Origin of the sequence: Microbacterium aurantiacum (assembly GCF_021654035.1) — a bacterium.
GTDB lineage: Bacteria > Actinomycetota > Actinomycetes > Actinomycetales > Microbacteriaceae > Microbacterium > Microbacterium aurantiacum.
Map to the genome: position 1 here is coordinate 208,180 of NZ_JAJPDW010000002.1, position 26,232 is coordinate 234,411.

General features: G+C 71.5%; 23 protein-coding genes. 14 read left to right on the top strand and 9 right to left on the bottom strand.

Annotated features, from left to right (window positions below):
- Positions 1–4: 4 nt before the first annotated feature.
- On the bottom strand, positions 5–1,018 hold the full coding sequence (locus LTL01_RS06480; RefSeq protein ID WP_372461306.1) for a carbohydrate ABC transporter permease: 1,014 nt from the start codon (positions 1,016–1,018) through the stop codon (positions 5–7).
- Between the two features lie 2 nt (positions 1,019–1,020).
- Positions 1,021–2,313: an ABC transporter substrate-binding protein gene (locus LTL01_RS06485; RefSeq protein WP_236967885.1), complete on the bottom strand. Its 1,293-nt coding sequence runs from the start codon at positions 2,311–2,313 to the stop codon at positions 1,021–1,023.
- Between the two features lie 168 nt (positions 2,314–2,481).
- On the opposite strand from LTL01_RS06485, the gene LTL01_RS06490 reads away from it, so the two are divergent.
- The gene (locus LTL01_RS06490; protein WP_236967886.1) at positions 2,482–3,480 is read left to right on the top strand and encodes a LacI family DNA-binding transcriptional regulator; all 999 of its coding nucleotides are present in this window, start codon (positions 2,482–2,484) and stop codon (positions 3,478–3,480) included.
- Here the strand turns inward: LTL01_RS06490 and LTL01_RS06495 are convergent.
- On the bottom strand, positions 3,452–4,681 hold the full coding sequence (locus tag LTL01_RS06495) for an ROK family protein (RefSeq protein ID WP_236967887.1): 1,230 nt from the start codon (positions 4,679–4,681) through the stop codon (positions 3,452–3,454). The genes LTL01_RS06490 and LTL01_RS06495 overlap by 29 nt on opposite strands.
- Before the next feature lie 59 nt (positions 4,682–4,740).
- Positions 4,741–8,118 (bottom strand): endo-1,4-beta-xylanase, encoded by a 3,378-nt coding sequence (locus tag LTL01_RS06500; RefSeq protein ID WP_236967888.1) that lies wholly within the window; start codon positions 8,116–8,118, stop codon positions 4,741–4,743.
- Positions 8,119–8,296: 178 nt separating this feature from the next.
- On the opposite strand from LTL01_RS06500, the gene LTL01_RS06505 reads away from it, so the two are divergent.
- A complete protein-coding gene (locus LTL01_RS06505) occupies positions 8,297–8,590 on the top strand; it encodes a cupin domain-containing protein (RefSeq protein ID WP_236967889.1) in 294 nt (97 codons plus the stop codon).
- Between the two features lie 92 nt (positions 8,591–8,682).
- Here the strand turns inward: LTL01_RS06505 and LTL01_RS06510 are convergent, their stop codons facing one another.
- The gene (locus LTL01_RS06510) at positions 8,683–9,687 is read right to left on the bottom strand and encodes a LacI family DNA-binding transcriptional regulator (RefSeq protein ID WP_236967890.1); all 1,005 of its coding nucleotides are present in this window, start codon (positions 9,685–9,687) and stop codon (positions 8,683–8,685) included.
- Between the two features lie 116 nt (positions 9,688–9,803).
- Here LTL01_RS06510 and xylA point away from each other — a divergent pair, with 116 nt between their 5' ends.
- From xylA to LTL01_RS06545, 7 genes are all read left to right on the top strand, one after another.
- The gene (gene xylA / locus LTL01_RS06515) at positions 9,804–11,012 is read left to right on the top strand and encodes a xylose isomerase (protein ID WP_236967891.1); all 1,209 of its coding nucleotides are present in this window, start codon (positions 9,804–9,806) and stop codon (positions 11,010–11,012) included.
- A 1-nt stretch (position 11,013) separates the two neighbouring features.
- Entirely contained in the window at positions 11,014–12,327 is a 1,314-nt protein-coding gene (gene xylB, locus LTL01_RS06520) for a xylulokinase (RefSeq protein WP_236967892.1), read from the top strand.
- Between the two features lie 78 nt (positions 12,328–12,405).
- Positions 12,406–13,287, top strand: coding sequence for a transposase (locus LTL01_RS06525; RefSeq protein WP_236967893.1), 882 nt, complete (start codon positions 12,406–12,408; stop codon positions 13,285–13,287).
- A 23-nt stretch (positions 13,288–13,310) separates the two neighbouring features.
- The gene (locus LTL01_RS06530; RefSeq protein ID WP_236967894.1) at positions 13,311–14,009 is read left to right on the top strand and encodes a GTP pyrophosphokinase; all 699 of its coding nucleotides are present in this window, start codon (positions 13,311–13,313) and stop codon (positions 14,007–14,009) included.
- 30 nt (positions 14,010–14,039) lie between these two features.
- Complete coding sequence (locus LTL01_RS06535) at positions 14,040–15,242, top strand: cation:proton antiporter (RefSeq protein ID WP_236967895.1); 1,203 nt, start codon at positions 14,040–14,042, stop codon at positions 15,240–15,242.
- Positions 15,239–15,739: a glutaminase gene (locus tag LTL01_RS06540; protein ID WP_236967896.1), complete on the top strand. Its 501-nt coding sequence runs from the start codon at positions 15,239–15,241 to the stop codon at positions 15,737–15,739. The genes LTL01_RS06535 and LTL01_RS06540 overlap by 4 nt, the downstream gene beginning before the upstream one ends.
- Positions 15,740–15,802: 63 nt before the next feature.
- Entirely contained in the window at positions 15,803–16,606 is an 804-nt protein-coding gene (locus tag LTL01_RS06545) for a TspO-related membrane protein (protein WP_236967897.1), read from the top strand.
- A 33-nt stretch (positions 16,607–16,639) separates the two neighbouring features.
- On the opposite strand, the gene LTL01_RS06550 is transcribed toward LTL01_RS06545, so the two are convergent.
- Positions 16,640–17,380 (bottom strand): type 1 glutamine amidotransferase family protein, encoded by a 741-nt coding sequence (locus LTL01_RS06550; RefSeq protein ID WP_236967898.1) that lies wholly within the window; start codon positions 17,378–17,380, stop codon positions 16,640–16,642.
- 102 nt (positions 17,381–17,482) lie between these two features.
- On the opposite strand from LTL01_RS06550, the gene LTL01_RS06555 reads away from it, so the two are divergent.
- The 4 genes from LTL01_RS06555 (at position 17,483) to LTL01_RS06570 (ending at position 22,763) form a co-directional block, all read left to right on the top strand.
- On the top strand, positions 17,483–18,088 hold the full coding sequence (locus LTL01_RS06555; protein ID WP_236967899.1) for an RNA polymerase sigma factor: 606 nt from the start codon (positions 17,483–17,485) through the stop codon (positions 18,086–18,088).
- A 1-nt stretch (position 18,089) separates the two neighbouring features.
- Complete coding sequence (locus tag LTL01_RS06560; protein WP_236967900.1) at positions 18,090–18,557, top strand: hypothetical protein; 468 nt, start codon at positions 18,090–18,092, stop codon at positions 18,555–18,557.
- 63 nt (positions 18,558–18,620) lie between these two features.
- On the top strand, positions 18,621–20,246 hold the full coding sequence (locus tag LTL01_RS06565; RefSeq protein ID WP_236967901.1) for a S8 family peptidase: 1,626 nt from the start codon (positions 18,621–18,623) through the stop codon (positions 20,244–20,246).
- A gap of 36 nt (positions 20,247–20,282) precedes the next feature.
- Positions 20,283–22,763: a CHAT domain-containing protein gene (locus LTL01_RS06570; RefSeq protein WP_236967902.1), complete on the top strand. Its 2,481-nt coding sequence runs from the start codon at positions 20,283–20,285 to the stop codon at positions 22,761–22,763.
- A gap of 1,038 nt (positions 22,764–23,801) precedes the next feature.
- Here LTL01_RS06570 and LTL01_RS06575 read toward each other — a convergent pair.
- The gene (locus tag LTL01_RS06575) at positions 23,802–24,374 is read right to left on the bottom strand and encodes a LysR family substrate-binding domain-containing protein (RefSeq protein ID WP_236967903.1); all 573 of its coding nucleotides are present in this window, start codon (positions 24,372–24,374) and stop codon (positions 23,802–23,804) included.
- Between the two features lie 223 nt (positions 24,375–24,597).
- Here LTL01_RS06575 and LTL01_RS06580 point away from each other — a divergent pair, with 223 nt between their 5' ends.
- A complete protein-coding gene (locus LTL01_RS06580; protein ID WP_272877818.1) occupies positions 24,598–25,023 on the top strand; it encodes a DUF1304 domain-containing protein in 426 nt (141 codons plus the stop codon).
- 42 nt (positions 25,024–25,065) lie between these two features.
- Here the strand turns inward: LTL01_RS06580 and LTL01_RS06585 are convergent, their stop codons facing one another.
- Entirely contained in the window at positions 25,066–25,647 is a 582-nt protein-coding gene (locus tag LTL01_RS06585; protein ID WP_236967904.1) for a thermonuclease family protein, read from the bottom strand.
- 37 nt (positions 25,648–25,684) lie between these two features.
- Entirely contained in the window at positions 25,685–26,092 is a 408-nt protein-coding gene (locus LTL01_RS06590; RefSeq protein ID WP_053546441.1) for a transferase, read from the bottom strand.
- Positions 26,093–26,232: the final 140 nt, after the last annotated feature.

Sequence of the window (26,232 nt, forward strand, 5' to 3'; positions counted from 1 at the left end):
GTGCTCATCCGGCACCCCTTTCGGTGATCGCGCCCGCGGTGTCGCGCCGCAGCACGTAGCGCTGGTAGACCAGGGCGACGACGAGCGAGATGAGGAAGATGACCACGGCGACCGCGTTGCCGTAGCCGAAGTTGCCGGCGTTGCGACCGGTGGCGACCATGTAGATGGCCATCGTGTTGGTCCCGGCGACGGAGGCGACGTACTGGCCCCAGATGATGTAGACGAGGTCGAACAGCTGCAGGGCGCCGATGATCGACAGGAACGCCCAGATGCGGATCGTGGGTCCGAGCAGCGGCAGGGTGATCCGCCGCTGGATCTGCCAGTAGGACGCACCGTCGATGGCGGCGGCCTCGTACAGCTCCTCCGGAACACTCTGCAAGCCCGCGAGGAAGAGGATGACGGCGAAGCCGACGTACTTCCAGGTCAGGATCGCCATGAGCGTCCAGATGGCGATGGCCGGGTCGCTCAGCCAGTCGGAGGCGAGGAAGCCGAGTCCGGCGTTCTCGAGGAAGTCGTTGAGGGCGCCGCGGGTCGCGAGCAGCAGGCTGAAGCCCGTACCGACGACGACCTCGGCGATGACGTAGGGGACGAAGATCAGGACGCGGATGACGGACTGACCGCGCATCTTGCGGTTGAGAAGCAGCGCCAGCAGGATCGCGACCGGGCCCTGCATGATCAGCGACATCACGACGATGAAGACGTTGTGCCCGAGGGCCGCCTGGAAGTTCGGGTCGCTGAAGATGACGAAGTAGTTCCGGAGGCCGACGAAGTCGATCGCCGGGCCGAAGCCCGACCAGCGGAAGAACCCGTAGTAGGCGGCCATGATGACCGGGAAGATGACGAACCCGACGAAGAAGACGACGGCGGGGCCGACCATGAGGAGGACTTCCAGGCGACCGGACCAACCCAGGCCGCGTGGACGACTCTTACCCCGCCGCACGGACGGGGGCGACGTGACGCCGCCCCCGTCGTGCTGCGCGAGATCGGAGTCCGTGGAGGACATCTCGCGTGTGGACATGCTCAGCCCTGCGCGCCCGCCGCGTTGACGGTCTGGAGGAAGCGCTCGGGGTCACTGTTCCCGGCGAGCATGTCGACGACCGCCACGTTCAGGGCGTTGCCGACGTTCTGGCCGAGGACGGTGTCGAGCCACTGCGAGACGAACGGGGCGTTGTTGTACGCCTCGAGGATCTGCTGCAGGTAGGGCTCGGTGACGGCCTCCTGGGCGACGGTGTTCACCGGCGGCGACTGGAAGGCCTCGTAGTAGAGCTCCTGCTGCTCGGCGCTGGCGACGAAGTTCAGGAAGTCGGCGCACTCGTCCGGAGCCTGTGCGGCGCACGAGTAGCCGTCGACGCCACCCATCATCGAGCCGGGGAGGCCTTCGCCACCCTCGATCTCGGGGAAGGGGAACCAGGCGAGGTCGGGGAGGGGCTGCTCGTCGGGCGTGAGCGAGGCGATGACGCCGGGGTTCCACGCGCCCATGAGCTCCATCGCGGCCTGACGGTTCGCGATGAGACCCGCCGAGCTGCCGGCGCCCTGCTGGGCCGGGGTGGTCAGGAAGCCCTGGTTGAACGGCTCGATCGCGGCGAACTCCTGCAGGTCTTCGGCGGCGCGCGTCCAGCACTCGTCGCTGAAGTCCTTGCTGTCGCCGGTCTCCTCGATGACCTCGGGGCTGCACTCGCGGATCGCGAAGAAGTAGTACCAGTGCGCGGCGGGCCACGCGTCCTGAGCACCCAGGGCGATCGGCTCCATGCCGGTGCCCTTGATGGCCTCGACGGCGTCCTCGAGCTCGGCGATCGTCTCGGGGGTCTCCTCGATGCCGGCCGCGGCGAACGCGTCCTCGCTGTAGAAGAAGCCTCCGGGCAGAACCGACAGCGGCATCGCCCAGACCTGGCCCTGGTAGGTCTCCGCGGCGAAGGAGCCCTCGGGGATCTCGGCGCGGACATCGTCGGAGATGAGGTCCGTGAGGTCCTTCAGCTGACCGGCGTTGACCATGTCGGCGAGCTTTCCGCCACCGCGCTGGAGGAAGATGTCCGGCGGGTCGCCGGCGTTGAGGGCGGTCTGGAGCAGGCCGTCCATGTCTTCGTTCTGGACCGACTGCATCTCGATCGTGACGCCCGGGTTCTCTTCCATGAACGTGTCGATCGCGTTCTGCCAGAACGCCTGACCGGGACCGGTCGTGGAGTTCTGCCACAGGGTCATGCTGACGCTGCCGTCACCGGCATCCCCGTCTCCGCCGCCGCCGGTGCAGGCGCTCAATACGAGCGCGCCGGCGAGCAGGGACACGGCGCCCGCTGCGAATCTTCTGGCCTTCATGTGACTCACCTGTTCTCTTCGTTGAGGTGCACGCTCGATCCTCGAGGTGCGCTGCGAACGCCCGATTGCTGTGGGTGGACCCCTCGGGCGGATCTCATTTTTCGCGGGCTTTCCAACAATGTCAAACGTTTTCGAAATCATTTTCAATCCGGGCTACGATCAGCGTTCATGAGTATGCGTCCCACCATCACCGACGTCGCCAAGGCGGCCGGTGTCTCGCCGGCGACCGTGTCCAAGGCGGTCAACGGCCGCTACGGCGTCGCCGCCGACACCGTCGAGCGCGTGCTCCGTGTCGTCGCCGAGCTCGGGTACGAATCGAGCCTCGTGGCGAGCAGCATGCGCTCGCGGCGCACCGGGGTCATCGGCGTGCTCGTGGCCGACTTCGAGCCGTTCAGTGCCGAGATCATGAAGGGCGTGGGACGCGCTCTCCGCGACACCCACTACGACCTCCTCGCCTACAGCGGCTCCCGGCAGCCGAACGGCGAGGGGTGGGAGCATCGCTCGCTCAGTCGCCTGAGCGGCACCCTCATCGACGGGGTCATCATGGTGACGCCCACCGTGCTCGGGGTCACCGCGGAGGTGCCGATCGTGGCCGTCGACCCGCACACCGGCCGTGCCGACCTGCCCACCGTCGAGTCCGACAGCTTCACCGGGGCGCGCGAGGCGACGCGGTACCTCATCGAGCTCGGGCACCGGCGGATCGGGTTCATCGCCGGACGCCCGGATCTGCGGTCGTCGATCCTGCGCGATGCCGGCTACCGTCGGGCGCTCTCGGATGCCGGCATCGCGTACGACCCCGCACTGGTGCGGGTGGGCATGTACCACCCCGAGACGGTGCGGGAGCAGGCGCGGCTGCTGCTCGAATCCGCCGATCGCCCGACGGCGGTCTTCGCGGCGAACGATCTGTCCGCCCTCGCGGTGATCGAGGTCGCCGCGCGCCTGGGCATCGCCGTGCCGCGGGATCTCTCGGTGGTCGGTTTCGATGACATCCCCGACGCCACGCAGGGGTCGCTCGCGCTCACGACCGTGCGTCAGCCCATGCAGGCTCTCGGTGCCACCGCCACCGGTCTCCTCGTCGCGCTCATGAACGGCGAGACGCCCGAATCGACCCACATCGGACTGGCGACGCGGTTGATCGTCAGGGAGACGACGGCGCCGCCCCGCTGACGAGGTCTCGCTCGGCATCCTCCGCGCTGGTCGGCAGAGCCGGATCGGCGAGGATGCTGGCGAAGGCGAGCTCGGCGGCCCCGATGAGCAGGCGGTCTTCGGCGAGGCACGCAGACCGCAGCTCGAGGGACTCGGTGGAGGCGGGCATGGCCTGCCCCCGCACGCGATCGCGCAGGTCGGCGACGTCGACCTCGGCGAGGGTGGCGAGGAAGCCGCCGAGGACCACGACCGACGGGTTCAGCACGTTCACCGCGTTGCCGAGCGCTGTCGCCAGGATGCGGCGCTGCCGCTCGACCTCGCAGCGGATCGGGTCGTCGGGGTCGTCTCCGGCCACCGCGGCGGCCACGGCGGCGGCGAGCGTCGGCTCGTCGGCCGACTCGAGGCCGACGGCGTCGAGGAGCCGAGCGCGGCTCACCTCGTCCTCGAGGACGCCGCCGGTGGCGCGGCGGTCGTTCTCGTCGGCGATGCCGGGGCGATTCTGGCCGAACTCGCCGGCGTACCCGTCGGCTCCGCCCACGGGGATGCCGCCGATGATGAGTCCGCCGCCGATGCCGCTCGCGCCGCCGTTCAGGTACACGACGTCGCCGACGTCGCGCGCCGCGCCGAAGAGGTGCTCGGCCATGGCGCCGAGGCTCGCGTCGTTGCCGACGCGGGTGGGAAGGCCCGCGGCATCCTCGACCAGTTCGCGGAGCGGTGTGTCGCGCCAGTGCAGGTGCGGGGCATCGCGGACGAGGCCGTCGGAGGCCCGCACGAGGCCGGGAACGGCGAGGCCGATGCCCACGATCAGCGCGTCGGGGATGGTGTTCGCGCGCCAGTGGGCGACGCGATCGGCGATGAGGCGCGCGGTCTCCTCCGGCGCGGGGGCGCGGGGGACCTCGTGGCGCTCGCGGAGGACGATGCTCTGATCGAGCCGGACGACGGCGAGGGTGATCGCATCGACCTCGGGGTTGACCGCGACGGCGACTACGCGCGGATCGATCGCGACGATGGGGGAGGGGCGTCCGACGCGGCGGGCAGGATCGGGGGCGCGCTCTTCGACGATGCCCGAGCGGGAGAGCTCGCCGACGAGGTCGGCGATGGTGGAGCGGTTCAGGCCCGTGGCGTCGGTCAGGGCCGCGCGGGAGAGGGGGCCGTTCCGGTGGAGGAGGCCCAGCACCGACGCCAGGTTCCGCTGGCGGCCGCCCGGCCCCATGAGATTCATCGCACCAGTGTAGGCATCGGGCCCGGCGAGCACGTGTCTCGCCGGGCCCGATGACCGGGTCAGCTGGTCATCCGCCGGAGCGTCGTCCCGCGCCGGACGGCGATGCCGCCGACGGTGAGGAGCGACAGGGCGGCCAGCAGGGCCAGGGCCCAGGGCAGCTCCACGCCGGTGGTGGCGAGGTGCGAGCCGGAGCCGGAGCCGGAGCCCGGGGAGGTGACCGCCGGGCCGTCATCCGAGCCACCGGGGGTGCCGGGCGTGCCCGGGTCGGTCGGGTCCGTCGGGTCGACCGGGTCGACCGGGTCGACCGGGTCGGTCGGATCCGTCGGGTCCGTGGGATCCGTCGGGTCGACGCTGTCGGCGGCCACGAGCTGCGCCACGCCCCAGCGGGCGGTGGACTGGTAGCCCGCTCCCGTCGGGTCGGCCCAGTTGCGGATGCCGGTGCGTGCGCCCTCGGAGGCGTCGTTGACCTGGAAGTCCAGGCCGTGGAACGTGCCCTCGCCGCCGGAATCCAGCAGGCTCAGACGCGCTTCGATGACGTACCCGCCGTCGACCCGGACCGCTGTCGACTCCACGCGTGCGCGCTGGAACGGCTCGTCTCCCGTGCCGAACGACAGCGTGTTGTCGGCGTTGATGCGCACCTGCATGTCGTCGTAGCGGTAGGAACCGTTCTTGACGTTGCCGGCGTCGAGGTAGAACTCCACCGAGTCCTGGATCCACGGGTCCGAGCCCGTGACGTCCACGATCGGGTCGGTGACCTCGGCGAGGACGAACAGGTTGTTGCCCTGCCAGAGCGTGCGCACCTCGGCGGTCGCCCCGCCCGTGCCCGAGACCTGGCGGTCGGTGGAGACCGACGGTGCGGCATCCCATCCGGCCTCGATCTCGCCGTCGATGACCGGAGTCTCGGCGGCTTCGGGGATCGCCAGGTACGACACCGGCTCGACCAGCGTCATGATGCCGGTCTGGCCCGTGGTGTTCCAGCCCTGCGTCGCCTCGCCGTCACGCACCCGCACGTCGAAGGCGAGCGTGTCGCCCTCCTGTGCACCCTCGAGCGGTACGGTGGTGACGACGTCGTAGCCGCCCTCGCGCTCGGTGACGACGGCCTCGCGGTCGCCTTCGCCCGATCGTGCGACGGAGTACACCGTGTCGCCGAGCTGCAGGTCGATGCCGTCGGCATCCTGCACCGTGGTGTCGTCGACCTTCACCAGCACGGTCGCCTCGTCGGGCTCCCAGCGCATCTGGAACTGCGCGATCGACTCCACCGGCAGCAGCGGCAGCAGCGACCACTCCAGAGCGGATGCCGCGTCGTCGGTCAGCGGCACCGAGCCGCCGAAGACGAAGGCGCTCCGCTGACGGGCGGGGAGCTCCTCGTCCACCGCGCCGTAGTAGGCGGGCTTGCCGAGGTAGCGGTCGTCGAACAGCAGCGGTGCGCCGTTGCCCGAGCGCCAGCTGCGGCCGTCGGTGAGGCCCCACACGGTGACGCTGAACAGCTCGTCGGTGTAGTCGCGGAACACGCGGAACGCGTCGCGGTAGTAGTAGCCCTGCTCCACCAGGAGCGCGTCGTTCACCGGGGTTCCGGTGGTGACGTCGAGCTCGGTGACCGCCTGGGTGAGGCCCAGGCCCGTGAAGCGCTCCAGCGCACCCTCGAGCGCCGAGACCGGCATCGCGAGGCTGACGTGGAACTGGTGGCCGACACCGTCGATCGGCACGCCGCGCGACAGCATCCGCTCGATGAGAGCGAGGTAGCGCGTCTGCTTGCCCGACTGCTCGGTGTTGTAGTCGTTGATGAACAGCGTCACCGGGCGGTCGCTGCCGGGGGCGGCGAACTCCTCGTTGAACGCCTCGTCGGCGTACTGGAACGACAGGTCGATGAACTCTTCACCCAGGATGCGGTACCACTCGCTGCGGCGCAGACCGTCTTCGAACTCCGAGCTGTCCGAGACGACCTCGTTGACGACGTCCCACGCCGTGATGGGGTTGCCCCCGCCGTAGGCGCCGTACGTGTCAGCCAGGTATTCGGCGATGTTGAAGATGTGCGTGCGCATCCGGTCGCGGAGGATCTGGCGGTCGGTCTCACTGGTGGTGAGGGGCGAGCCGTCCTCGGCCTGGAAGAAGAACGCCGGGGTCTGGCTGTGCCACACGAGCACGTGGCCGTAGACGTCCAGGTCGTTGTCCGCCGCGAAGCGCATGATCGCGTCCGCCTCGGGGTTGGCGCGGAAGTTGCCCTCGGCGTCGTACCAGGCATCCGGCTTCATGTGGTTCTCGGCCGAGACCTGATCGAAGTGACAGAGCAGCAGCTCGGACGCCACGCCCGTGGTCTCGCGACGGTCGATCGCGACGCCCACCGGCATGTCGAGGGTGTCCATCAGCGGCGTGATGTCTTCGATGACCGCCGGCTCCGGCACCGAGACGACGATGTCGTCGAAGTACAGGTCGGAGGTGTTCGTGCCGTTGTAGTCGGTCTCGAAGTAGAGCCGGCCGCTGTCGAACGCGGAGAGCGGGAAGGATGCCCGCACCTCGGTCCAGCCGGAGTTCGTCACCGAGGTGAACTGCGCCAGCGTGGCGTACGTCGTCGCGCCCTCGAAGGTGCGCTCGAGCGTCATCCACACCGGGGCCGCGGGCTGACCCGCACCGAAGCGTACCTGCGCCGAGACTTCGTAGGTCGTCTCGGCCTCAAGCGACGCGATGTCGTGTCCGAAGCCCGAGCCCTGCGAGGTGCGCTCCGTGAGGGCGGCCGCGCCGGTGCCGGCGAACACCGGGTCGTCCACGAGGGTGACGACGGGTGCGCCGCTGCCGCTGTCGCGGGGGCCCCATCCGCCGAGTCCCTCTTCGAAGTCGTTTGACAGGGCGGTGTCGCTCGGCGGGGTTCCGCCGTCGCCGCCCCCGTCATCGCCGCCGCCGGTGTCGCCACCGACGTGGACGATCTCGAGGTCGTCGACGTAGTAGGTGTAGGCGGGGACGTCGGTGATGTCGCTCGTGCCGATGTAGAGCTGCAGCTCGGACGTGTCGGCGCCCTCGGGCACGGTGTAGCTGCCCTCGATGGTCGTCCACGCGTCGGCCGAGACCGGGGTGTTGCCGATCCACTCGTACGCGGGCTTCATCACCAGGCGGGCCGAGGTGGCCGGCGTCTCGGGGGCGAGCTTCACGCGGGCGGACAGGTCGTAGGTGGCGCCGGCCTCGAAGATGCCGAGGGGGCTTTGGATGCCGACGAAGTCGGCGTTGCGATCGGCGACCTGCAGCACTTTGCTGCCGTCGAGGTCGATCACGGAAAGGGTGGAGTCGTCTCCTCCACTCGCAACCCACTCCCCGATCGTGCCGTCCTCGAAGTCCACGGCCGAGAGGACGGAGTCCTCCGCGGCGGCGGGTACGAGGGGGGCGACGATCAGGGCGGCGGTGGTGAGAGTGGCGGCGACGCCCCATCGAACCCGATGTCGATTCACAGAACGCTCCTTCGCGTAGTTTGTGGTCTTCGCAAACTAATCCGCGAGGCGGCGTCGACGGCACCCCGTTACGGAACTGTTACGAAAACGCCCCGCAAGTTTCGAAAGATCGCGACGGTTGTCGATGCGGCACCGAACCCGCACGATGGGTGCCATGGGACTATCTGTCATTGCGAACGTGAATGATCTGGTGGAGATCGAGGCCGGCAGACGCACCTCGAAGCTTGCCGTTGCAGGCACCGGCGCGAGGGTCATCGTCTTCGCTCTCGATACCGGCGCCGAGCTCGCCGAGCACACCGCGCCCGGCCCGATCCTCGTGCAGGGACTCGCCGGTCGCCTGGAGTTCTCGACCAAGGAGGAGACCGTCGAGCTCCTGCCCGGCGGTCTCATCCACCTCGACGCCCGGGTGCCTCATGCCGTGCGCGCCACCGAGCCGTCGAGGATGATGTTGACGATCATCCGCCAGAACTGACCTCTCGCTCGCTCGGCCCTGGCGGACGGAACGAGATCGACCGGCACCCGTGCCGCGTCCAGACGACCGCCGACGTGTTTCCCGCCGGGCCGTCAGGCCGGAGGGGCGGTGCTGCCGCGCACGATGAGGTGCGTGGCGAGGTCCATGCGCATCGTGTCGGCCTGCTCACCGTCGGCGATGCGGAGGGCCAGGCGTGCCGCCTCCTCGCCCATGCGGCGGAGGGGCTGGTGCACGGTGGTCAGCTGGGGGCTCATCCACTTCGCGAGGGCGATGTCGTCGTAGCCGACGACCGAAAGATCGCGGGGCACGGAAAGACCCCGCGCTGCGGCGGCAGCGATCACCCCGAGCGCCTGAAGGTCGCTGCCGGCGAAGATTGCCGTCGGCGGATTCGGGCCGGCGAGCAGCTCGGCGCCGTGGCGCTCGCCCTCGCCGGGGAGGAAGTCGCCGAAGCGGATGTGGTCGGGGTCGATCTCGAGCCCCGCGGCATTCATCGCCGAGCGGTAGCCGTCGACGCGGGCGAGGGAGCACATCATGTCTTCGGGTCCGGTGATCGCGGCGATCCGGGTGTGCCCGAGCTCGATGAGGTGCCGGGTGGCGGCGAGTCCGCCCGCCCAGTTCGCCGATCCCACCGCGGGGACGTCGGATGCCGGATCGCCTGCGGGGTCGAGGATGACGAACGGGATTCCGCGTGAACGCAGCTTCTCGCGATAGCGCGGAGGGATGTCGCTGAAGACCAGCACGACGGCGAGCGGACGCCGGCGGAGCACACCGTCGATCCAGTCGGATGCCGGCGAGTGGCGGTCACCGCTGACGCTGAGCACCACGGACAGGCCCGCGGCATCCGCGACTTCCTCGACGCCCTCGATGACAGCGACCGACCAGCTCGGCTCGAGTTCATGGAAGACGAGCTCGATGTACTCGGAGCGCTGGCTGGCGTTGCGCCGTGTGTAGCCGTTCCGCCGCAGATGCTCCTCGAGGCGCTCGCGGGTGGCGGCGGAGACGTCCGCGCGCCCGTTGAGAACCTTCGACACCGTCGCGAGGGAGACGCCCGCCTCGGCCGCGATCGCGGCGAGGGTCACGCGCGTCTTCTCGGGCATCTAAGAATGCTAGCCCCGGCGGTATCCGAGCCCCGAACCCGCGTGGGAACAGGGATGGACGCGAAGCCGATCGTGAGATACGTTGTTAACCGCAACAATTACCGCGAAGGAGCGCCATGACCACCCAGGCTTCGGGCCCTGTCCCGACCCCCGCCGACAAGTTCACCTTCGGTCTGTGGACCGTCGGCTACAACGGAGCCGACCCGTTCGGCGGGCCGACCCGCCCCGCCCTCGACGTCGTCCACGCGGTCGAGAAGCTCGCCGAGCTCGGCGCGTACGGACTCACCTTCCACGACGACGACCTCTTCGCCTTCGGCTCGAGCGACGCCGAGCGTCAGACGCAGATCGATCGCCTGAAGGGCGCTCTCGCCGACACCGGTATGACCGTGCCGATGGTGACCACCAACCTCTTCTCGGCCCCCGTCTTCAAGGACGGCGGCTTCACCTCCAACGACCGCGGCGTGCGTCGCTTCGCGCTGCGCAAGGTCTTCCGTCAGCTCGACCTCGGTGCCGAGCTCGGCGCCAAGACCTTCGTCATGTGGGGGGGCCGCGAGGGCGCCGAGTACGACTCCGCGAAGGACATCCGGGCGGCCCTCGAGCGCTACCGCGAGGCCGTCAACCTCCTCGGCGACTACGTCACCGACAAGGGCTACGACATCCGCTTCGCCATCGAGCCGAAGCCCAACGAGCCCCGCGGTGACATCCTGCTGCCGACCCTCGGCCACGCGATCGCGTTCATCGACTCGCTCGAGCGCCCCGAACTCGTGGGCCTGAACCCCGAGGTAGGCCACGAGCAGATGGCGGGACTGAACTTCACCGCGGGCATCGCGCAGGCGCTGTTCCACGGCAAGCTCTTCCACATCGACCTCAACGGCCAGCGCGGCATCAAGTACGACCAGGACCTCGTGTTCGGTCACGGTGACCTGCACAACGCCTTCTCGCTGGTCGACCTGCTCGAGAACGGCGGCCCCGGCGGCGTCCCCGCCTACGACGGCCCCCGTCACTTCGACTACAAGCCCTCGCGCACCGAGGACGAGACCGGCGTGTGGGACTCGGCCGCGGCCAACATGCGCACCTACCTGCTGCTCAAGGAGCGCGCCGCGGCCTTCCGCGCCGACCCCGAGGTGCAGGAGGCGCTCGCCGCCGCCCGCGTCGACGAGCTGTCGGTCCCGACCCTGAACGAGGGCGAGTCGTACGACGACTTCCTCGCCGACCGCTCCGCCTACGAGGACTTCGACCCGTCGGTCTACCTCGGCGGCAAGGGCTTCGGGTTCGTCCGCCTGCAGCAGCTGGCGACCGAGCACCTCATGGGAGCACGCGGCTGACATGACGCTCGTGATGGGGGTCGATTCGTCGACCCAGTCATGCAAGGTCGTCATCACGGATGCCGAGACGGGTGCGATCGTGCGCGAAGGACGCGCGTCGCACCCGCCCGGCACCGAGGTCGACCCCGCCGCGTGGTGGCGCGCCCTGGAAGCGGCCATCGCGGATGCCGGCGGTGACGCCGACATCGCCGCGTGGGCGATCGGCGGTCAGCAGCACGGCATGGTCGTCCTCGACGCCGAGGGGCGGGTCATCCGCCCTGCGCTGATCTGGAACGACACCCGCTCCGCGCAGGCCGCGACCGACCTGATCGCCGAGTTCGGGGCCGAGGCGCTCGCCGAGCGCACCGGCCTCGTGCCGGTCGCGTCGTTCACGATCACGAAGCTCCGGTGGCTCCGTGACACCGAGCCCGACAATGCCGCCCGCGTCGCCGCCGTCGCGCTTCCGCACGACTGGCTGACGTGGCGCCTGCGCGGCTTCGGTCCGGTCGATGAGTCGCCGCGCGGCCCCGACCTCTCCGAGCTCGTCACCGACCGCTCGGACGCCTCGGGCACAGGATACTTCCGGCCCGCGGCATCCGTCGGCGATGAGTACGACCGCGACCTGCTCGTGGCGGCTCTCGGGCGGGACGCGCAGCTGCCGCGCGTGCTCGGACCGACCGAATGGGTGACGGATGCCGCCGGCCGACGCGTCGGCGGAGGAGCCGGAGACAACGCCGGCGCCGCCCTCGGCCTGAACGCCCGCCCCGGCGACGCCGTGGTGTCGATCGGAACGAGCGGCACGGTCTTCGCCGTCAGCGAGGAACGGACGATCGATCCCTCCGGGACGGTCGCCGGCTTCGCCGACTGCACCGGCCGCTACCTCCCGCTCGTGGCGACGCTCAATGCCGCGCGGGTGCTCGACGCGATCGCGGGCCTCCTCGCGGTCGACCACGCCGAGCTCTCGCGCCTCGCGCTCGCCGCCGAGCCCGGCGCCGGCGGACTCGCGCTCGTGCCGTACTTCGAAGGCGAGCGCACCCCTAACCTCCCGGACGCGACCGCGTCGCTCACCGGGATGACGCTGGCCTCCACGACGCGCGAGAACCTCGCGCGCGCGGCGGTCGAGGGGATGCTGTCGGGTCTGTCGGCCGGAATGGACGCCCTCCGCGCCCTCGGCGTCCCGATCGAGCGGGCGCTGCTCGTCGGCGGCGGGGCGCAGTCCGAGGCCGTCCGCCGCATCGCCCCCCTCGTCCTCGGCGTGCCCGTCGAGGTGCCCGACCCGGGCGAGTACGTCGCGCTGGGCGCCGCGCGGCAGGCCGCCGCGGTCCTTCAGGACTGACCATCGTCCCCGCCCGGCATCCGCGAGGGTGACCGGGCGGGGGTGGTCAGGCGCGGCGCCGCCGCGCAGAATGGGACCATGCCCCGCACCCGCGATGCCGACACCGACTCCGGTGACGCCGCGTCCGGGGCCGACATCGACGCCATCGCCGCCGAGCTCTACGCCCTCCCACCTGAGCGCTTCACCGCCGCCCGCAACGATCGTGCGGCACACCTCGGACGCGCGGATGCCGCCCGCGTGCGGGAGCTCCGGAAGCCCACCGTCGCCGCGTGGGTGGTCTCCCTCGCCGTCCGCGACGGACGTCTCGCCGAGGCGATCACCCTGTCGGCGGCGCTCCGCGAAGCGCAGGACGACGCGGATGCCGCCGCCCTCGCCGAACTCGGCCGTCAGCGTCGCCGCCTCGTCCAGGCCCTCGCCGGCGAAGCCGTGACGCTCGCGGAGGACGCGGGGGTGACCGTCAGCGCGAGTGCGCGCGACGACATCGCCGCCACGATCAACGCCGCCGTGATGGATGCCGCGGCCGCCACGGCGGTGATGACGGGACGCCTCGTCCGCCCGCTGGTGGCGGGCGGGTTCGATCCCGCCGACCTCGCCGATGCGGTCGGGGGATCCCTCCCAGGAGTCGCGCCGGCGCCGCCGCCTCCTGACGATCTCGCCGAGCGTCGGGCGCGGAAGGCCGCCGAGCGCGCCGCGCGCGAGGCAGACCGCGCCCAGGCGGACGCCGAGCGCCGTCTCGCCGCGGCCGAGGCCGACCTCGAGCGGCGTCGCACCCGACTCGCGCACCTCCGCGAGCGCGCCGACGAGCTCCGGCGGAGCCTGGACGACGTTGAGGCGCAGACCGAGGTCGCCCGCGCGGAGACGGAAGAGGCCGAAGCCGAGCACGCGGAGCTGACCACCGCCGTCACGCGCGCCGCCCGCGCTGCGGAGGCCGCGCGCGAGGCGCTCCCAGCGGGTTCGTAGCCGGCATCCGTAGCGTGGGAGGCATGGCGAGCCCCGCGGTGAACGCGTTCGACCCCGACCACACGACCCTCACCATCTCTCCGGCGGAGCTCCGCGAGATGCGCGACGAGCTGCAGCGCTTCCTCATGGGGTACCGCTTCGGGCTCCGTGAGATCGAGACGAAGATCGCGATCCTCCGCGAGGAGTTCCTCCTCCTCCACGACTACAACCCGATCGAGCACGTGACCTCGCGCGTGAAGAGCCCCGACAGCCTCGTCGAGAAGGTGCAGCGGAAGGGCGTGGAGGCCGACTTCGACTCCATCCGCCGGGCGATCACCGACATCGCCGGCGTCCGGATCACCTGCAGCTTCACCGCCGACGCCTACCGCCTGTTCGACCTGCTCACCGCGCAGGACGACGTGCACCTCGTCGAGGTGAAGGACTACATCGCCCAGCCCAAGGCCAACGGGTACAAGAGCCTCCATGCGATCGTCTCGGTGCCGGTCTACCTCTCCACCGGACGCCTCGACGTGCCGGTGGAGGTGCAGTTCCGCACCATCGCGATGGACTTCTGGGCGAGCCTCGAGCACAAGATCTACTACAAGTACGACGCGCAGATCCCGTCCGAGCTCTCCGAGAGCCTGCGGGATGCCGCGCACAGCGCCGCGGAACTCGACGCGCGGATGGAGCGGCTCCACCGCGAGATCCGCGGCGGTGGCATCGGGCCCGTGCACACGGTGTGACGGCAACCTCGCGGTCGCTACTCTGAACGCGTGGACGACCTCGAGCCGACGCTGCTGCTGATCCCGCTGGTCGCGGTGCTCGCGCCGCTGATCGCTCGCGGTCTCGGCCGGTGGGTGCGGATCCCCATCGTCGTGTTCGAGCTCATGCTCGGCATCCTGATCGGACCGAGTCTGCTCGGCTGGGCCGTTCCCGGCCCCTACATCGCGGCGCTGGCGGAGTTCGGCCTCGCGATGCTCTTCTTCGTCGCGGGCACCGAGATCGCGTTCGGATCCTTCCGCGGGCGCATCGGTCGTCGCGCCGGCCTCGGGTGGCTCCTGAGCCTCGGACTCGGCGTCGCCCTGGGCTGGACGCTCGACCCCGGCGAGGCGGCGATCGTCATCGGCATCGCCCTGTCGTCGACGGCGCTCGGGGCGCTGCTGCCGATCCTCCGCGACAGCGGCGACCTCCGCACCCCGTTCGGGCGGTCGATCGGCGCCATCGGCGCGGTGGGGGAGTTCGGGCCGCTGATCGCCATCTCGATCTTCCTCGGGGGGCGCGACCCGGGACTGTCCACCGTGGTCCTCGCGGTGTTCGCCCTGCTCGCGGCCCTCGCCATCTGGCTGGCTTTCCGCCTCCCGCGCGGGGCGATGCACCGCTTCGTCGACGCGACGCTGCACACGTCGGGCCAGTTCGCGATCCGGGTGATCTTCCTGATCCTCGCCGCGCTCGTGGCCGTCAGCATCGTGCTCGACCTCGACATCCTGCTCGGCGCGTTCACCGCCGGCATCGTCTGGCAGCTGATCATGCGGGATGCCGCGGAGCCGGCCCGCGAGGCGGTGGAGAGCAAGGTCGAGGCCGTCGCCTTCGGCCTCCTGATCCCAGTGTTCTTCGTCTACACCGGGGTGACCTTCGATCTGCAGGCTCTGCTCCAACAGCCGATCCTGCTCCTCGGCGTCCCGGCGATCGCGCTGGCGCTCCTGATCGTGCGGGGACTTCCCGCCTCGCTCGCGGCCCCGGCCGAGGCGGATCGGCGGGAGCGCGTCGCCGTCGGGTTCTTCGGCGCGACGGGTCTTCCGATCATCGTCGCTGTGATGGGCATCGGCGTCGACGAGGGCGTGCTCACCTCGGGGCAGGCCGCGATGTTCATCGGCGCCGGCATGCTCACCGTCCTCCTCTTCCCCCTCATCGGCATGGCGGTACGCGGCCAGCGGGTGCGGCGCGCCACCGCGCCGGTCGAGGACGACCTCCTGTGACCGTCTCCGTCGACGCGCTCTTCGACCGCGCTCGCGAGCGTCTGGCGCCGATCCCGCGGGACGGCCTCGGGGAGCTGATCATCCCGAAGCGGTTCCTCGGTGTGGGGAGGGCGCCGCGCATCGTCCCGCGCGGGGAGGCCTGGCACGTCGGGACGCTGCTCATCGGCGACCGCGAGGTCGCGGCGGTCGGCGACATCCTCCGCTCCCGCGCCGAAGTGCGGCGCGGGTTCACCGCCGAGGCGCAGCGCGAGCGCGCCGCCCTCCAGGCCGCCGCTTTCCGGGGCGGCTTCGCTGAGGGCGCGACGCTGCACATCGACTACATCCCGATCGACCTCGCCGCGGTCGAGGCCGGAGGGGCGTCGGGACCGCTCGCGATGCGCGACGGCATCCCTAGCATCCGGTGGAGTGCCGCCGGGGGATGGATGCCGCTCGAGACCTACCTCTCCGACCGCATCGGCCTGCTGCTGGACCCGCCCGGAGCCGCCGGCAACGTCTGATCCCTTCGGGCGTCGCATTGTCAAGGGGCGTGCGGGGGCGGCATCCGTTCGTACTCTCAGGGAATGAACGCCCCTCGCGACCTCCTCCGCCAGATCGTCGTGATCGCTGCGGTCGTCTTCATGCTGATCGCCGCGGCGGTGGGAACGGGCGCCTTCGGCGGCACCCCGGTGCAGGACCTCCAGGACGGCGCCCTCGACGCGGATGCCTCGCTCCTCGCCCCGGCGACGCCGGCGTTCTCGATCTGGAGCGTCATCTACATCCTCCTCATCGCCTACGCGATCTGGCAGGCCCTGCCCTCCCAGCGCACGCGTGACCGTCAGCGCGCGATCGGGTGGCTCGTTGCGATCACGGCGGTGCTGAACGGCCTGTGGCTGGTGCTCGCGCAGTTCACGACGCTGCCGCTCACCGTCGCCGGCATCGTGCTGCTGCTCGTGGCGCTGTGCGTGACCTTCCGCCGCACCGTGACCGAGCCGGGTCGCGGCGTGCTCGACTCCCTGCTCATCGACGGCGGGACGGGGCTCCACCTCGGCTGGGTGTCGCTGGCCACCGTCGCCAACACCACCGCGTGGCTGACCGTGACCGCGCCGGCCGAGTGGGAGGCCGCCGGCGAGATCGTCGCGGTGGCCGTGCTGGCGGTCGTCGCCGTCATCGGCGTCGGGATCGCGTGGGCGAGCCGCTGGCGCATCGCCCCGGGGCTGGCGCTGTCGTGGGGACTGTCGTGGCTCGCCGTCGGGCGGCTGCTGACGGAACCGCAGTCCGTCGTCGTCGGGATCGCCGCGATCGTCGTCGCGGTCATCGTGATCGCGGTGCCGCTCGTCGGAACGGTCATCGACCGCGCCGCCCAGGTGAGCAACGCCGGCGCCTGATCGGCTCCGCCGGTGCGCGGCGTCAGGCCCGCGTCAGGCCTCGCCGAACGCCTTCGCGAACGCGTGGAGCAGTCGCAGGGGTTCGGTGACGGATGCCGCGAGCACGCGGTCCGCGGTCGCGTCGAACGCGTCGGCGTCGAAGTAGCCGTCGTTCCGGTACACCTTCATCCGCTCGACGAAGTCGGCCGGAGTCGGTTCGGGGTGGAACTGCGTCGCGTAGAGGTGCGTCCCGACCCGGTAGGCCTGCACCGGGCATGCCTCACCGGTAGCGAGGAGCACGGCATCCGGCGGGGGAGCGCCCGTCCCCTCCTTGTGCGCGGTGAGCGCGGTGAAGCGGGAGGCGAGCGGGCCGAAGAGCGGGTCGCGACGGCCGGCATCGGTCACCTCGACCGCGACCGGACCGGTGCCCTCGGGGTAGGCGCGGGTGACGTCGCCCCCGAGGAGGCGCGTGACCACCCCGATGCCGAAGCACGTGAACATGCCGGCGAGACGCGCATCGGCGGCGGCCTGCGCGAGGTGCTCGAGGCCCGCCTCGACGGCGCGCTGCTGCTCGGTCTTCGTCTCCTCCGGGTCGGCGACGTTGTAGGGGCTCCCGCCGACGACGAATCCCGCGTACCGGTCGACCACATCGTCGGGAAGCAGCTCGCGCACGAGGTCGACGCGATCGAGGTGCTCCGGCGGCAGGCGCATCGCGCTACGGAACGACTCGTACTCCGCCGCCGCGGCATCCGCCTGCGGACGCACGCACACGTAGAGGAGCTTCGCGGAGGTCATGCCTGAAAGTCTAGGTCGGCGCGGTGCCGGGAAATCCTCGGGGGTGTCATGTATCAGTCCGCGCCTTCCGCTCTCTGTGGTCGTGTGGACACAATGGTCGTCATGACGCAACCCGGCGCCGAGACCTCCGTCGACCCTGCGGAACCCGCTCGGTGGCAACGCGCCGCCGCGCTGTTCGTGCGGTGGCGAGACGGCGACGCGCGGGCGATGGACGACCTCGTCCGGCTCATGACCCCGCCGCTGTGGCACATCGTGCGCTCCTACGGCCTCGACCACGCCCTCGCTCAGGACGTCGTGCAGACGACGTGGCTGACGCTCGTGCGCACCCACGCGTCGATCCAGGACCCGCAGGCGATCTCGGGGTGGCTCGCCATGTGCGCTCGACGCGAGGCGTGGAAGGTCGGCAAGGCCCACGGCCGAGCCGACGCCACCGACGCGCCGGCGCTCGAGGAGCGGCTGCCCGTGGCGGACTCCGCCGAGGACGTCGCCGTCGACGCCGACCGTTCGCGGCGGCTGTGGCGCGCTCTCGCGACCCTCGACGAACGGTGCCGCAGGCTGCTGCGCATCATCGCGTTCGACGACCGCCCTGACTACGCACGCATCGCGAAAGACCTCGCGATGCCCATCGGATCCATCGGCCCCACCCGCGGCCGGTGCCTGACCAAACTCCGCTCGTCGCTGGACCGCGACGGGTGGGAAGGGAACTGACGTGGACAACGACGACGTCGCCGCCGACGCGGCGCTGTTCGCCCGCCTCCGGCACGTGTGGGAGACGGTCGACCCCGTGCCCGCCGACCTGATCGACCGGATGGTCGCCGCCGTCGCGGTGCACGATCTGTCGCGCGAGTACGCGCTGCTCACACTCACTTCCGCCTCCGACCTCGCGGCGGTCCGGGGCGAGAGCGACACCGCCACGCTGCAGTTCAGCGACGGCAAGACCAGCGTGCTGCTGCACATCAGCGCCACCGAGCACGGGGCGCGCCGCGTCGACGGCTGGGTAGACGCCGATGCGCTCGCCATCCGCCTCGTCCGCGGGGACCAGGAGTGGACGCGGAATGCCGCCGAGCACGGCCGGTTCGCGTTCGATGACGTCACCCCGGGGCTCGTGCGGTTGATCCTCGTCGTCCGCACGGGCGACGGCATCCGTGAGTTCCAGACCCCGCAGTTCGAGCTCTGAGCCGCTTCAATTTCGTGACCTGACCTGCCCTGATCCGCCTCGCCCCGATCTGAGGAGACACCGATGTCCGACATTTCCCCGCCCGACGGTGGGCGCTACCCGAACTGGCGGGCGCGCTACGACGCCGCGCGCGATCGAGGTGCCTCGCTCGACCCGAACAGCGAGCCGGTCAAGGGGGTGCGCGCCTACCCCACCGACTACGCGCTCGACCACCTCCTCGTGAACGTCGGCGACCGGCTCGGCGACGTGCTGGACGTGCTGCGTCCCGCCGCGCAGGACTTCGGCTGGGGCGTGAAGCTCCACAATCTCGACGGGTCGCCGGTCGAGGTGGACGTGGCGGCGGACCGGGCGCGACGCGGCCGCGAGCGGTTCGGCATCCCCACCCTGTATCGCGTGGACATCTTCCCGCAGCCGAGCCCCGACCGGGACGACCAGCCGGTGCCGCCGATCGACGCGTGGCGCCTGCTGCAGCGGGCACGCGCCCGGACCGGCACCCTCGTGCCCGGCGTCGGCCTCGACCACATCCTGAGCATCGACCCGTACGGGAAGACCAACCCCTACGGCAAGACGAATCCCTACGGGAAGACCAACCCGTACGGAAAGACCAACCCCTACGGGAAGACGAACGCGCCGGGCACCGACAGCTACGCCGATCCGGGGAGCGGCGGGCGTCAGCCGGTGCAGTACATCGGGCCCGCGCCCGAGCGTCGGACCCGTGTGTCCGAGAAGGGGCGACGCCCGGTCGTGGCGGTGCTCGACACCGGATGCGGCACGCACGCGTGGCTGCCCGACGACATCGTCACGCGCAACCCGGTCGTCGACGGGCACGTCATCGGCATCGACGACCCGGCCACCGACCCCGAGACCATCGGCGACGTATCGGGCGCCTACGACGGGGAGCTCGACCTCGCGGCCGGGCACGGGACGTTCATCGCCGGTATCGTCCGCCAGGTCTGCCCCGACGCCGACCTCATCTCCGTGCGCATCGCCGACAGCCAGGGGACGCTCCTCGAGGGCGCGTTCGTCTACGCCGTGCGGTCGCTCGTGAAGTGGATGGCAACGCCCGCGGATGAGGGTGGGAAGAAGATCGACGTCCTGAGCCTCTCGGTCGGGTACTACCACGAGACCCCGGAGGACGAGCTCTTCGACCGGGCTCTGAGCGACCTGCTCGCCCTGGCGCGCTCGCTCGGGTGTGCGGTGGTGTGCTCGGCGGGGAACGAGGCGACCGATCGACCGACCTTCCCGGCGGCGCTGTGGAACTGGCCGGGGTCGGACTTCCACGTGGCCGAACCGTCGAAGGCTGCGCCGCACCTGTCGGTCGGGGCACTCAACCCCAACGACACGGTGGCCCTGTTCAGCAACATCGGCGCCTGGGTGCACACCTTCGCGCCGGGAGCAGGGGTGGTCTCGACGGCGCCGCCGATCATCGGCGGCGTGCAGGCGGGAACGCGGGACGACCGCGGAGGACTCCGCCGCGAGACGATCGACCCGGACGACTTCACCGGCGGCTTCGCCGTCTGGAGCGGCACGTCGTTCGCGGCGCCGTATGTCGCGGGACGCCTCGCCGCGGCGCTGTGCACCCCGTTGGCGGATGCCGATCTCGACGTCGCGAAGCGCGTGAAGGTGCTCGACGCGGAGTGGGCGTCGCTCGAGAAGGAGCTGCACCGCCGGCGTCGTCACGCCCGCTGATTCCACGCCGCGTCCCGCTCGCGCCATGATGAGGGGATGCAGAGCACGGGGGACGCGCTCCACGCCGACGCGGTGCGCCTGTCGAACGACGGGCGCTACGCCGACGCGCACGAGGTGCTGCTCCGCATCGATCTGACCGATGCGGAGCCGAATCTCCGCTCCCGCGTGCTCGGAACCCTCGGCTACGTCGCGGCGCGCCTCGGCGAACCCGAGCGGGCCGACATCCTGTGTCGTGACGCGCTGGAATGCGAAGGCATCGACCCCGCGACCTACGCGCTCGCCGCGGGGCAGCTGGGAAGCATCGCCGAACAGCGGGGGCGCTTCGACGAGGCCGACGCGTGGCTGACCCGCGCGATCGACGTGCTCGACGCCGACAGTCCCGAGGCGGCGAACCTGCTCGTGAACCGGTGCCTGGTGCGCATCCACCGGCGCGCGCTGCCGGAGGCGCGCGCGGACGTCCGCACCGCGGCGGCGATCTTCCGGGTCGCCGGTCTGGCCGTCGATGCCGCGCAGGCCCTGCACAACGAGGGATACATCTCGCTCCTGGAGGGGGATCTCGTCGGAGCCCTCCGCGACATGGCGCGGGCGCGGCCGGTCGCCGGAGCGGTGTCGCCCGTGGCCGCGGCCGTCGGTGACGCCGACCGCGCCGAGGCGCTGCGCGAAGCCGGCTCGGTCCGTGAGGCCGAAGAGCTCCTCCGCTCCGCGGCTGAGATCTTCGCCGCTGAGGGGATGCCGCAGGCGCGCGCGGAGACCGAGCTGCAGCTGGCCAAGTCGCTCCTCGTGCACGACGCGGATGAGGCGCGACGGGTGGCGGCCGACGCGGCGGACCGGTTCCGGGCGCTCGACAACGCGGCATGGGCGGCGCGGGCCGACGGCATCCGTGTGCTCGCCGATCTCCGTTCCGGCGCCGTGACCGAGAGCGGCGGCCGGGTCTCCGCGCCCGATCGTGTGCTCGAGGAGAGCGACGTCGACGCCGTGGCCGCTGAGCTTCACCGACACGGGTTTCGCAGTGACGCGGCATCCGTGCGATTGAGTTTCGACCTGTGGCGCGCTCGACAGCGGATGCCGGAGGGGGCGCAGCCGGTGCGGGCGGCGCGAGTTCCGCCGAGGGCGAGCCTGGATGTGCGGCTTCTCGCCCACGAGGTGCGCGCGGTGCGCTCGGCGGTGCGCGGGGAGCTGGGGCGGGCTCGACGGCACGCCGCGGAGGGGCTCGCGGAGCTCGAGAGCTGGCGGGCGGGATTCGGCAGCATCGATCTGCACACGTCCACCGCGATGCACGGGACCGGCCTGCTCGGGGCGGGGCTCGACGCGGCCGTGCGGTCGGAGCGGCCCGACGTGGTGTTCGAGTGGTCCGAGCGTGCGCGGCACGCCGCCGCCCAGGTCGTGCCGCTGCGGCCCCCGCCCGACCCCGCGCTCGCGCGCGACCTCGCCGAACTCCGGATGCTGCGCAGCGAGGGCCCGGAATGGCAGGCGGATCCGCGCGTGCGGGCGCTGCAGGAGCGCGTGCGCGAGCGACAGTGGGTCGACGTCGCGGCGGCATCGGCGCGCGCCCGCGTCTCGGTGGAGGAGGTTCAGGCGGCGCTGGATCACGAGACGGCGATGCTGTCGTACGTCTTCTCGGGCGACCGGTTGAGCGTGCTCGTCCTCACCGAAGCGGGGGTGCAGCTGCGGCCGATGCCCGGGTGGGACGAGGTGCGGCGGATGCTGCCCGGACTCCGGTCGGACCTCGACATGGCCGCGTCCATCCGCGGACGCATGGGCGAGGTCGTGCGGCGCTCGCTGGACGCGCGGCTTGCGCGGCTGTCGGCGCTTCTCGCCGACGACGCGGTCGCGGCCGCCGGCACGCGGCGGATCGTGCTCACCGCCCCCGGCGTGCTCAGCGGCATCCCGTGGACGATGCTGCCGGCGTTCCGCGGGCGCGTGACGACGCTCGCGGTGTCGGCGTCACGCTGGGTTGCGGACCGGGGGGTTCACCCGGCGGCGGCGGTGGTGCGGGCCGGATTCGCGGTGGGTCCGCGGACGCGGCGCGGGGCGGAGGAGGTGGCCGTCGGCGCGGCGGCATGGGGGGACGCGCGGGTGGAGGCCGCGGCATCCGTCGGCGATGCGATCGAGCTGGCCGGTGACGTCGACGCGCTGCACATCGCCGCGCACGGCCGGCACGCCGCCGACAACCCGCTCTTCTCGGGGCTCGAGCTCGGCGACGGCACCCTGTTCGGATACGACGTCGACCTCATGCCGCGCGTGCCGTCGCTCGTGGTGCTGTCCGCCTGCGAGGGCGGGCGGTCTGCGGTGCGCTGGGGTGAGGAGGCGATCGGCATGAGCCGGGTCTGGCTCCACGCCGGGGCGCGGAGCGTCATCGCCGCGCCCGTGATCGTCGCCGACGACGACGCGTGCGAGCTGCTCGGGGCGGTGCACACCGCGCTCGCCGAGGGCGAGGCGCCGGCGGAGGCGTTGGCTGCGGCATCCGCGCGGACGGGGATCGTGGCGCCGTTCCAGGTGCACGGCGCCGGTTTCTGAGGCGGCTTTGCGGACTTTCAGAAAAACTTTGGACAGGGTGTATCAGGGCCGTCCCGGGGTGCTCTTCCACATCGGAGCGGCTCACGCAGTTCGATGCCGGGGGGCATCGGATACTGGGGGCCGGAAGAAACCATGGGGGACGTGGACTTCCGAGGGCCGGCTCCGCGGGGGATGTCGCAGAGACCCAGGTCGGCGACATCCCCCGTCTTCGTCTGCGCGCGCGGCCGCGCGCGTACCTAACTCCTCCCATCCGCGCGCCGGAGCCTGGTTTCGGGGGTCGGGCCCGGTTTCAACGTCGTTTCTGAGGAGTTGGGTCCGCCCCTCCCTCCGGCCGTTCCACCCGGCGGCCGGCCCCCGCCCGGGCCCCACCGGGCCCGCCTGCCGCCGGGAGGGCGTACCGAACTCCTCAGATTCCTGTCTTAGTGCCCGGTTTCGGCGCCTGCGGCCCCGGATCAGTCGAGCTTTTGAGGAGTTAGGCCCGCGCTGCCGGCGCACCCTGCCCGGCGCCCTCGTGGTGGCCGCCGGCAACTGCAGCGGCAGCGGCGGCGGCGAGCCGGGTGGCGAGTTGCGGGTGGCGCGTGGCGGGGCTGACGCGTACCGAACTCCTTCGCTTCGGGCGACGGAGGCCGGTTTCGGGGGCCTGCTGCCCGGTTCGGCCGAGCTTTTGAGGAGTTAGGCTCGGGCGGCGCGCCGAACCCGGCGCACTCGGCCGGGCTGCCGGCGGCGGGGGTGGCAGGGGCTGGGTGTGCCGAACTCCTTCGCTTCGGGCGACGGAGGCCGGTTTCGGGGGCCTGCTGCCCGGTTCGGCCGAGCTTTTGAGGAGTTAGCCCGGGCCGCGCGCCGAACCCGGCGCACCCGGCCGGGCTGCCGGCGGCGGGGGTGGCAGGGGCTGGGTGTGCCGAACTCCTCCGATTCGGGCGACGGAGGCCGGTGTCGGGGCCTAGGGGCGGGTTCTGGGCCGGTTTTGAGGAGTTCGGCCCGGCGGGCCCGGGGGCCAGGGCGGGCCGGGGGCCAGGGCGGGCCGGGGCCGAGCGCGGGTCAGGAGCGGGACGAGTGGGCGGTGCGGCCGCGCACGATGCCGACGAATGCTTCGATCTCGGGCGTCGTCCGGTCGCGCAGCCACGCGAGACCCACGGGAGAGTGGGGCGCGTCGCGCACCGGGCGGTGGTCGACGTCCTTGCGGTGGTTCGCCCGGGCGAGTGAGAGTGGCATCAGGGTCACCCCGACGCCGGACGCGACGATCGCGACCGCCTCCGCCGTGTCGGCCGGCGCGGCGAAGCGCGGCGCGATCGCACCCGGCACCTGCGCGCGCAGCACGTCATCCGACGGCACCACGACGACTTCGCCCTCGAGGTCGGCGAGGTCGAGCTCCTCCGCGGCGGCAAGGTGCGAGTCGGCGGCGAACACCGCGACAGGCAGCTCCTCGTACAGCGGGATCACGTGCAGGTCGTCGGCGCCCGCAATGGGCAGACGCACGATCGCGACGTCGACCACACCGTCGACGAGGACGCGGTGCTGGGTGGCGGCGGCGACCTCCACCAGCACGAGCGGCGCGTGCGGCGCGCGGGCGTTCCAGATGTCGATCCACTTGCCCGGCGTCGCGCCCGGCACCGCGCCGAGACGGATCGGCCCGAGCGGAGGGGGAGCGGATGCCGCGACCTCGACGCCCGACGTCCTCCGGGGCGCGGGCTTCCCGGGGGCAGGCTTCCGCGCCGAGCCGGGCTTCCGCGCCGGCGCGGGACGACGCCCCGGCCTTCCGCCGGAACCCGTTCCTCTGCGTGAACCGCCGCCCGAGACCATGACGCACAGCGTAGCCCGCTCGTAAAGTTCCCCCATGATCGCTCTGCTCGCCACCGTCGTGGCCGCGCTCGCGGCGGCCCTGCACGTCTTCATCTTCGTGATGGAGAGCATCGGCTGGTCCAAACCGCGCGTGTGGCGTCGCTTCGGGGTGCGCGATCAGGCCACCGCCGACGCGACCCGGCCGATGGCCTACAACCAGGGCTTCTACAACCTCTTCCTCGCCATCGGGACGGCGGTCGGCCTTGTGCTGTGGTGGACGACGGATGCCGCGACCACCGTCGCCGGCTTCACGCTGGTGGTCTTCGCGCTGGCGTCGATGCTCGCCGCCGCGCTCGTGCTGGTCACGTCCGGCGCGCGATACCTCCGTCCCGCACTGACCCAGGGGACGCTCCCGGCGATCGGCCTCGTGCTCACGATCATCGCGGGGGTCACCGCGGGCGCACCCGCCCCGACCCCCTGACCGACACCGCCGCCATACCCCCCGCGGCCACACCGGCGACGCTCAGCGACACGACCCCCAGACCCCGGCATCCGCGCTCCGAGCGGATGCCTCGGCCGCCGCGAACAGATCGGCATACCGGGAGTTCGGCTCGACCTCGAGGGCGACGCCCGCGCCCGAGGCGACGAGCGCGTGGTTGACGAAGGTGCCGTCCTCGGTCCAGAGGTAGAGCAGGACCCGGTCGTAGCGGTCACGCGGCTCCGCGTCCACGGAAACCCAGGCGCGCGACCCGACCGGCAGCAGGTCCTCGAGCGCACGCGTCGCTTCCGCGCCGCCGCACTCGACCGAGGGTCGAACCTCGGGGGTGTCAACGCCGATGAGGCGTACGGGCACGTCGCGGTCGCGCGGCAGGACCCCGTCGTCGTCGACACCGCGCGCACGCACCGTGTCGCCGTCGGTGATCGACACGATCTCGACGCGTTCGGCATCCGCGGGTGGGGAGGGGACACCCGCGACCTGGCCGGACGATCGTTCCGCGCCGACGGTGGCGAACAAGACCAAGAGGACGACGATCACCAGCGCACCGGCAAGGAAAGAGGCGAGGAGGACCCACCGGCGCACGCGTCGTCGTCCGAGGGGGCTCACGGCGACAGGCTAGCCGCCGCCACCCCCACGGATGTCGTCAGGCGATGTGGCGCAGCCCGCGTCGATCGGTGATCAGCGTCTTCCCCGCGGCGACGGACTCGTCGTCGGGGAGGATCGAACCGGGCGCGACCTTCGCGCCGGCCCCGATCTCGCACCGGATGCCGATCTTCGCGTTTCCGCCGATGACGGCGTCCGGGCCGACGTGGGCGTGCGGGGCGATGCGGGCGCCGGGTCCGATGATGACACCGGACTCGATCCACACCCCCTTGCCGATGAACGCCCCTTCGGCCACGCGCACGCCGGGTTCGACGTAGGCGCCGGCTTCGACGAGCGCCGACGCGTGGACTTTCGCGCCGTGCGCGATCAGCCCCCGGCCATTGGCGTGCTTGCGGTAACGCAGGGTTTCACCCTGGTCGTTTTCGATGTCGATGTAGTTCTTACCCACGAGGCCCCTCCTCCGACGGATCGTGTACCGAGTACAGGAACAACCGATCCCTGTGACTATTCATTCCGGTGAATCAGTCTTCTCGGATGCACCTGATGCAAGGAATATTCGGTGCGGAGGGGAGAACGGATGCCGCGGCC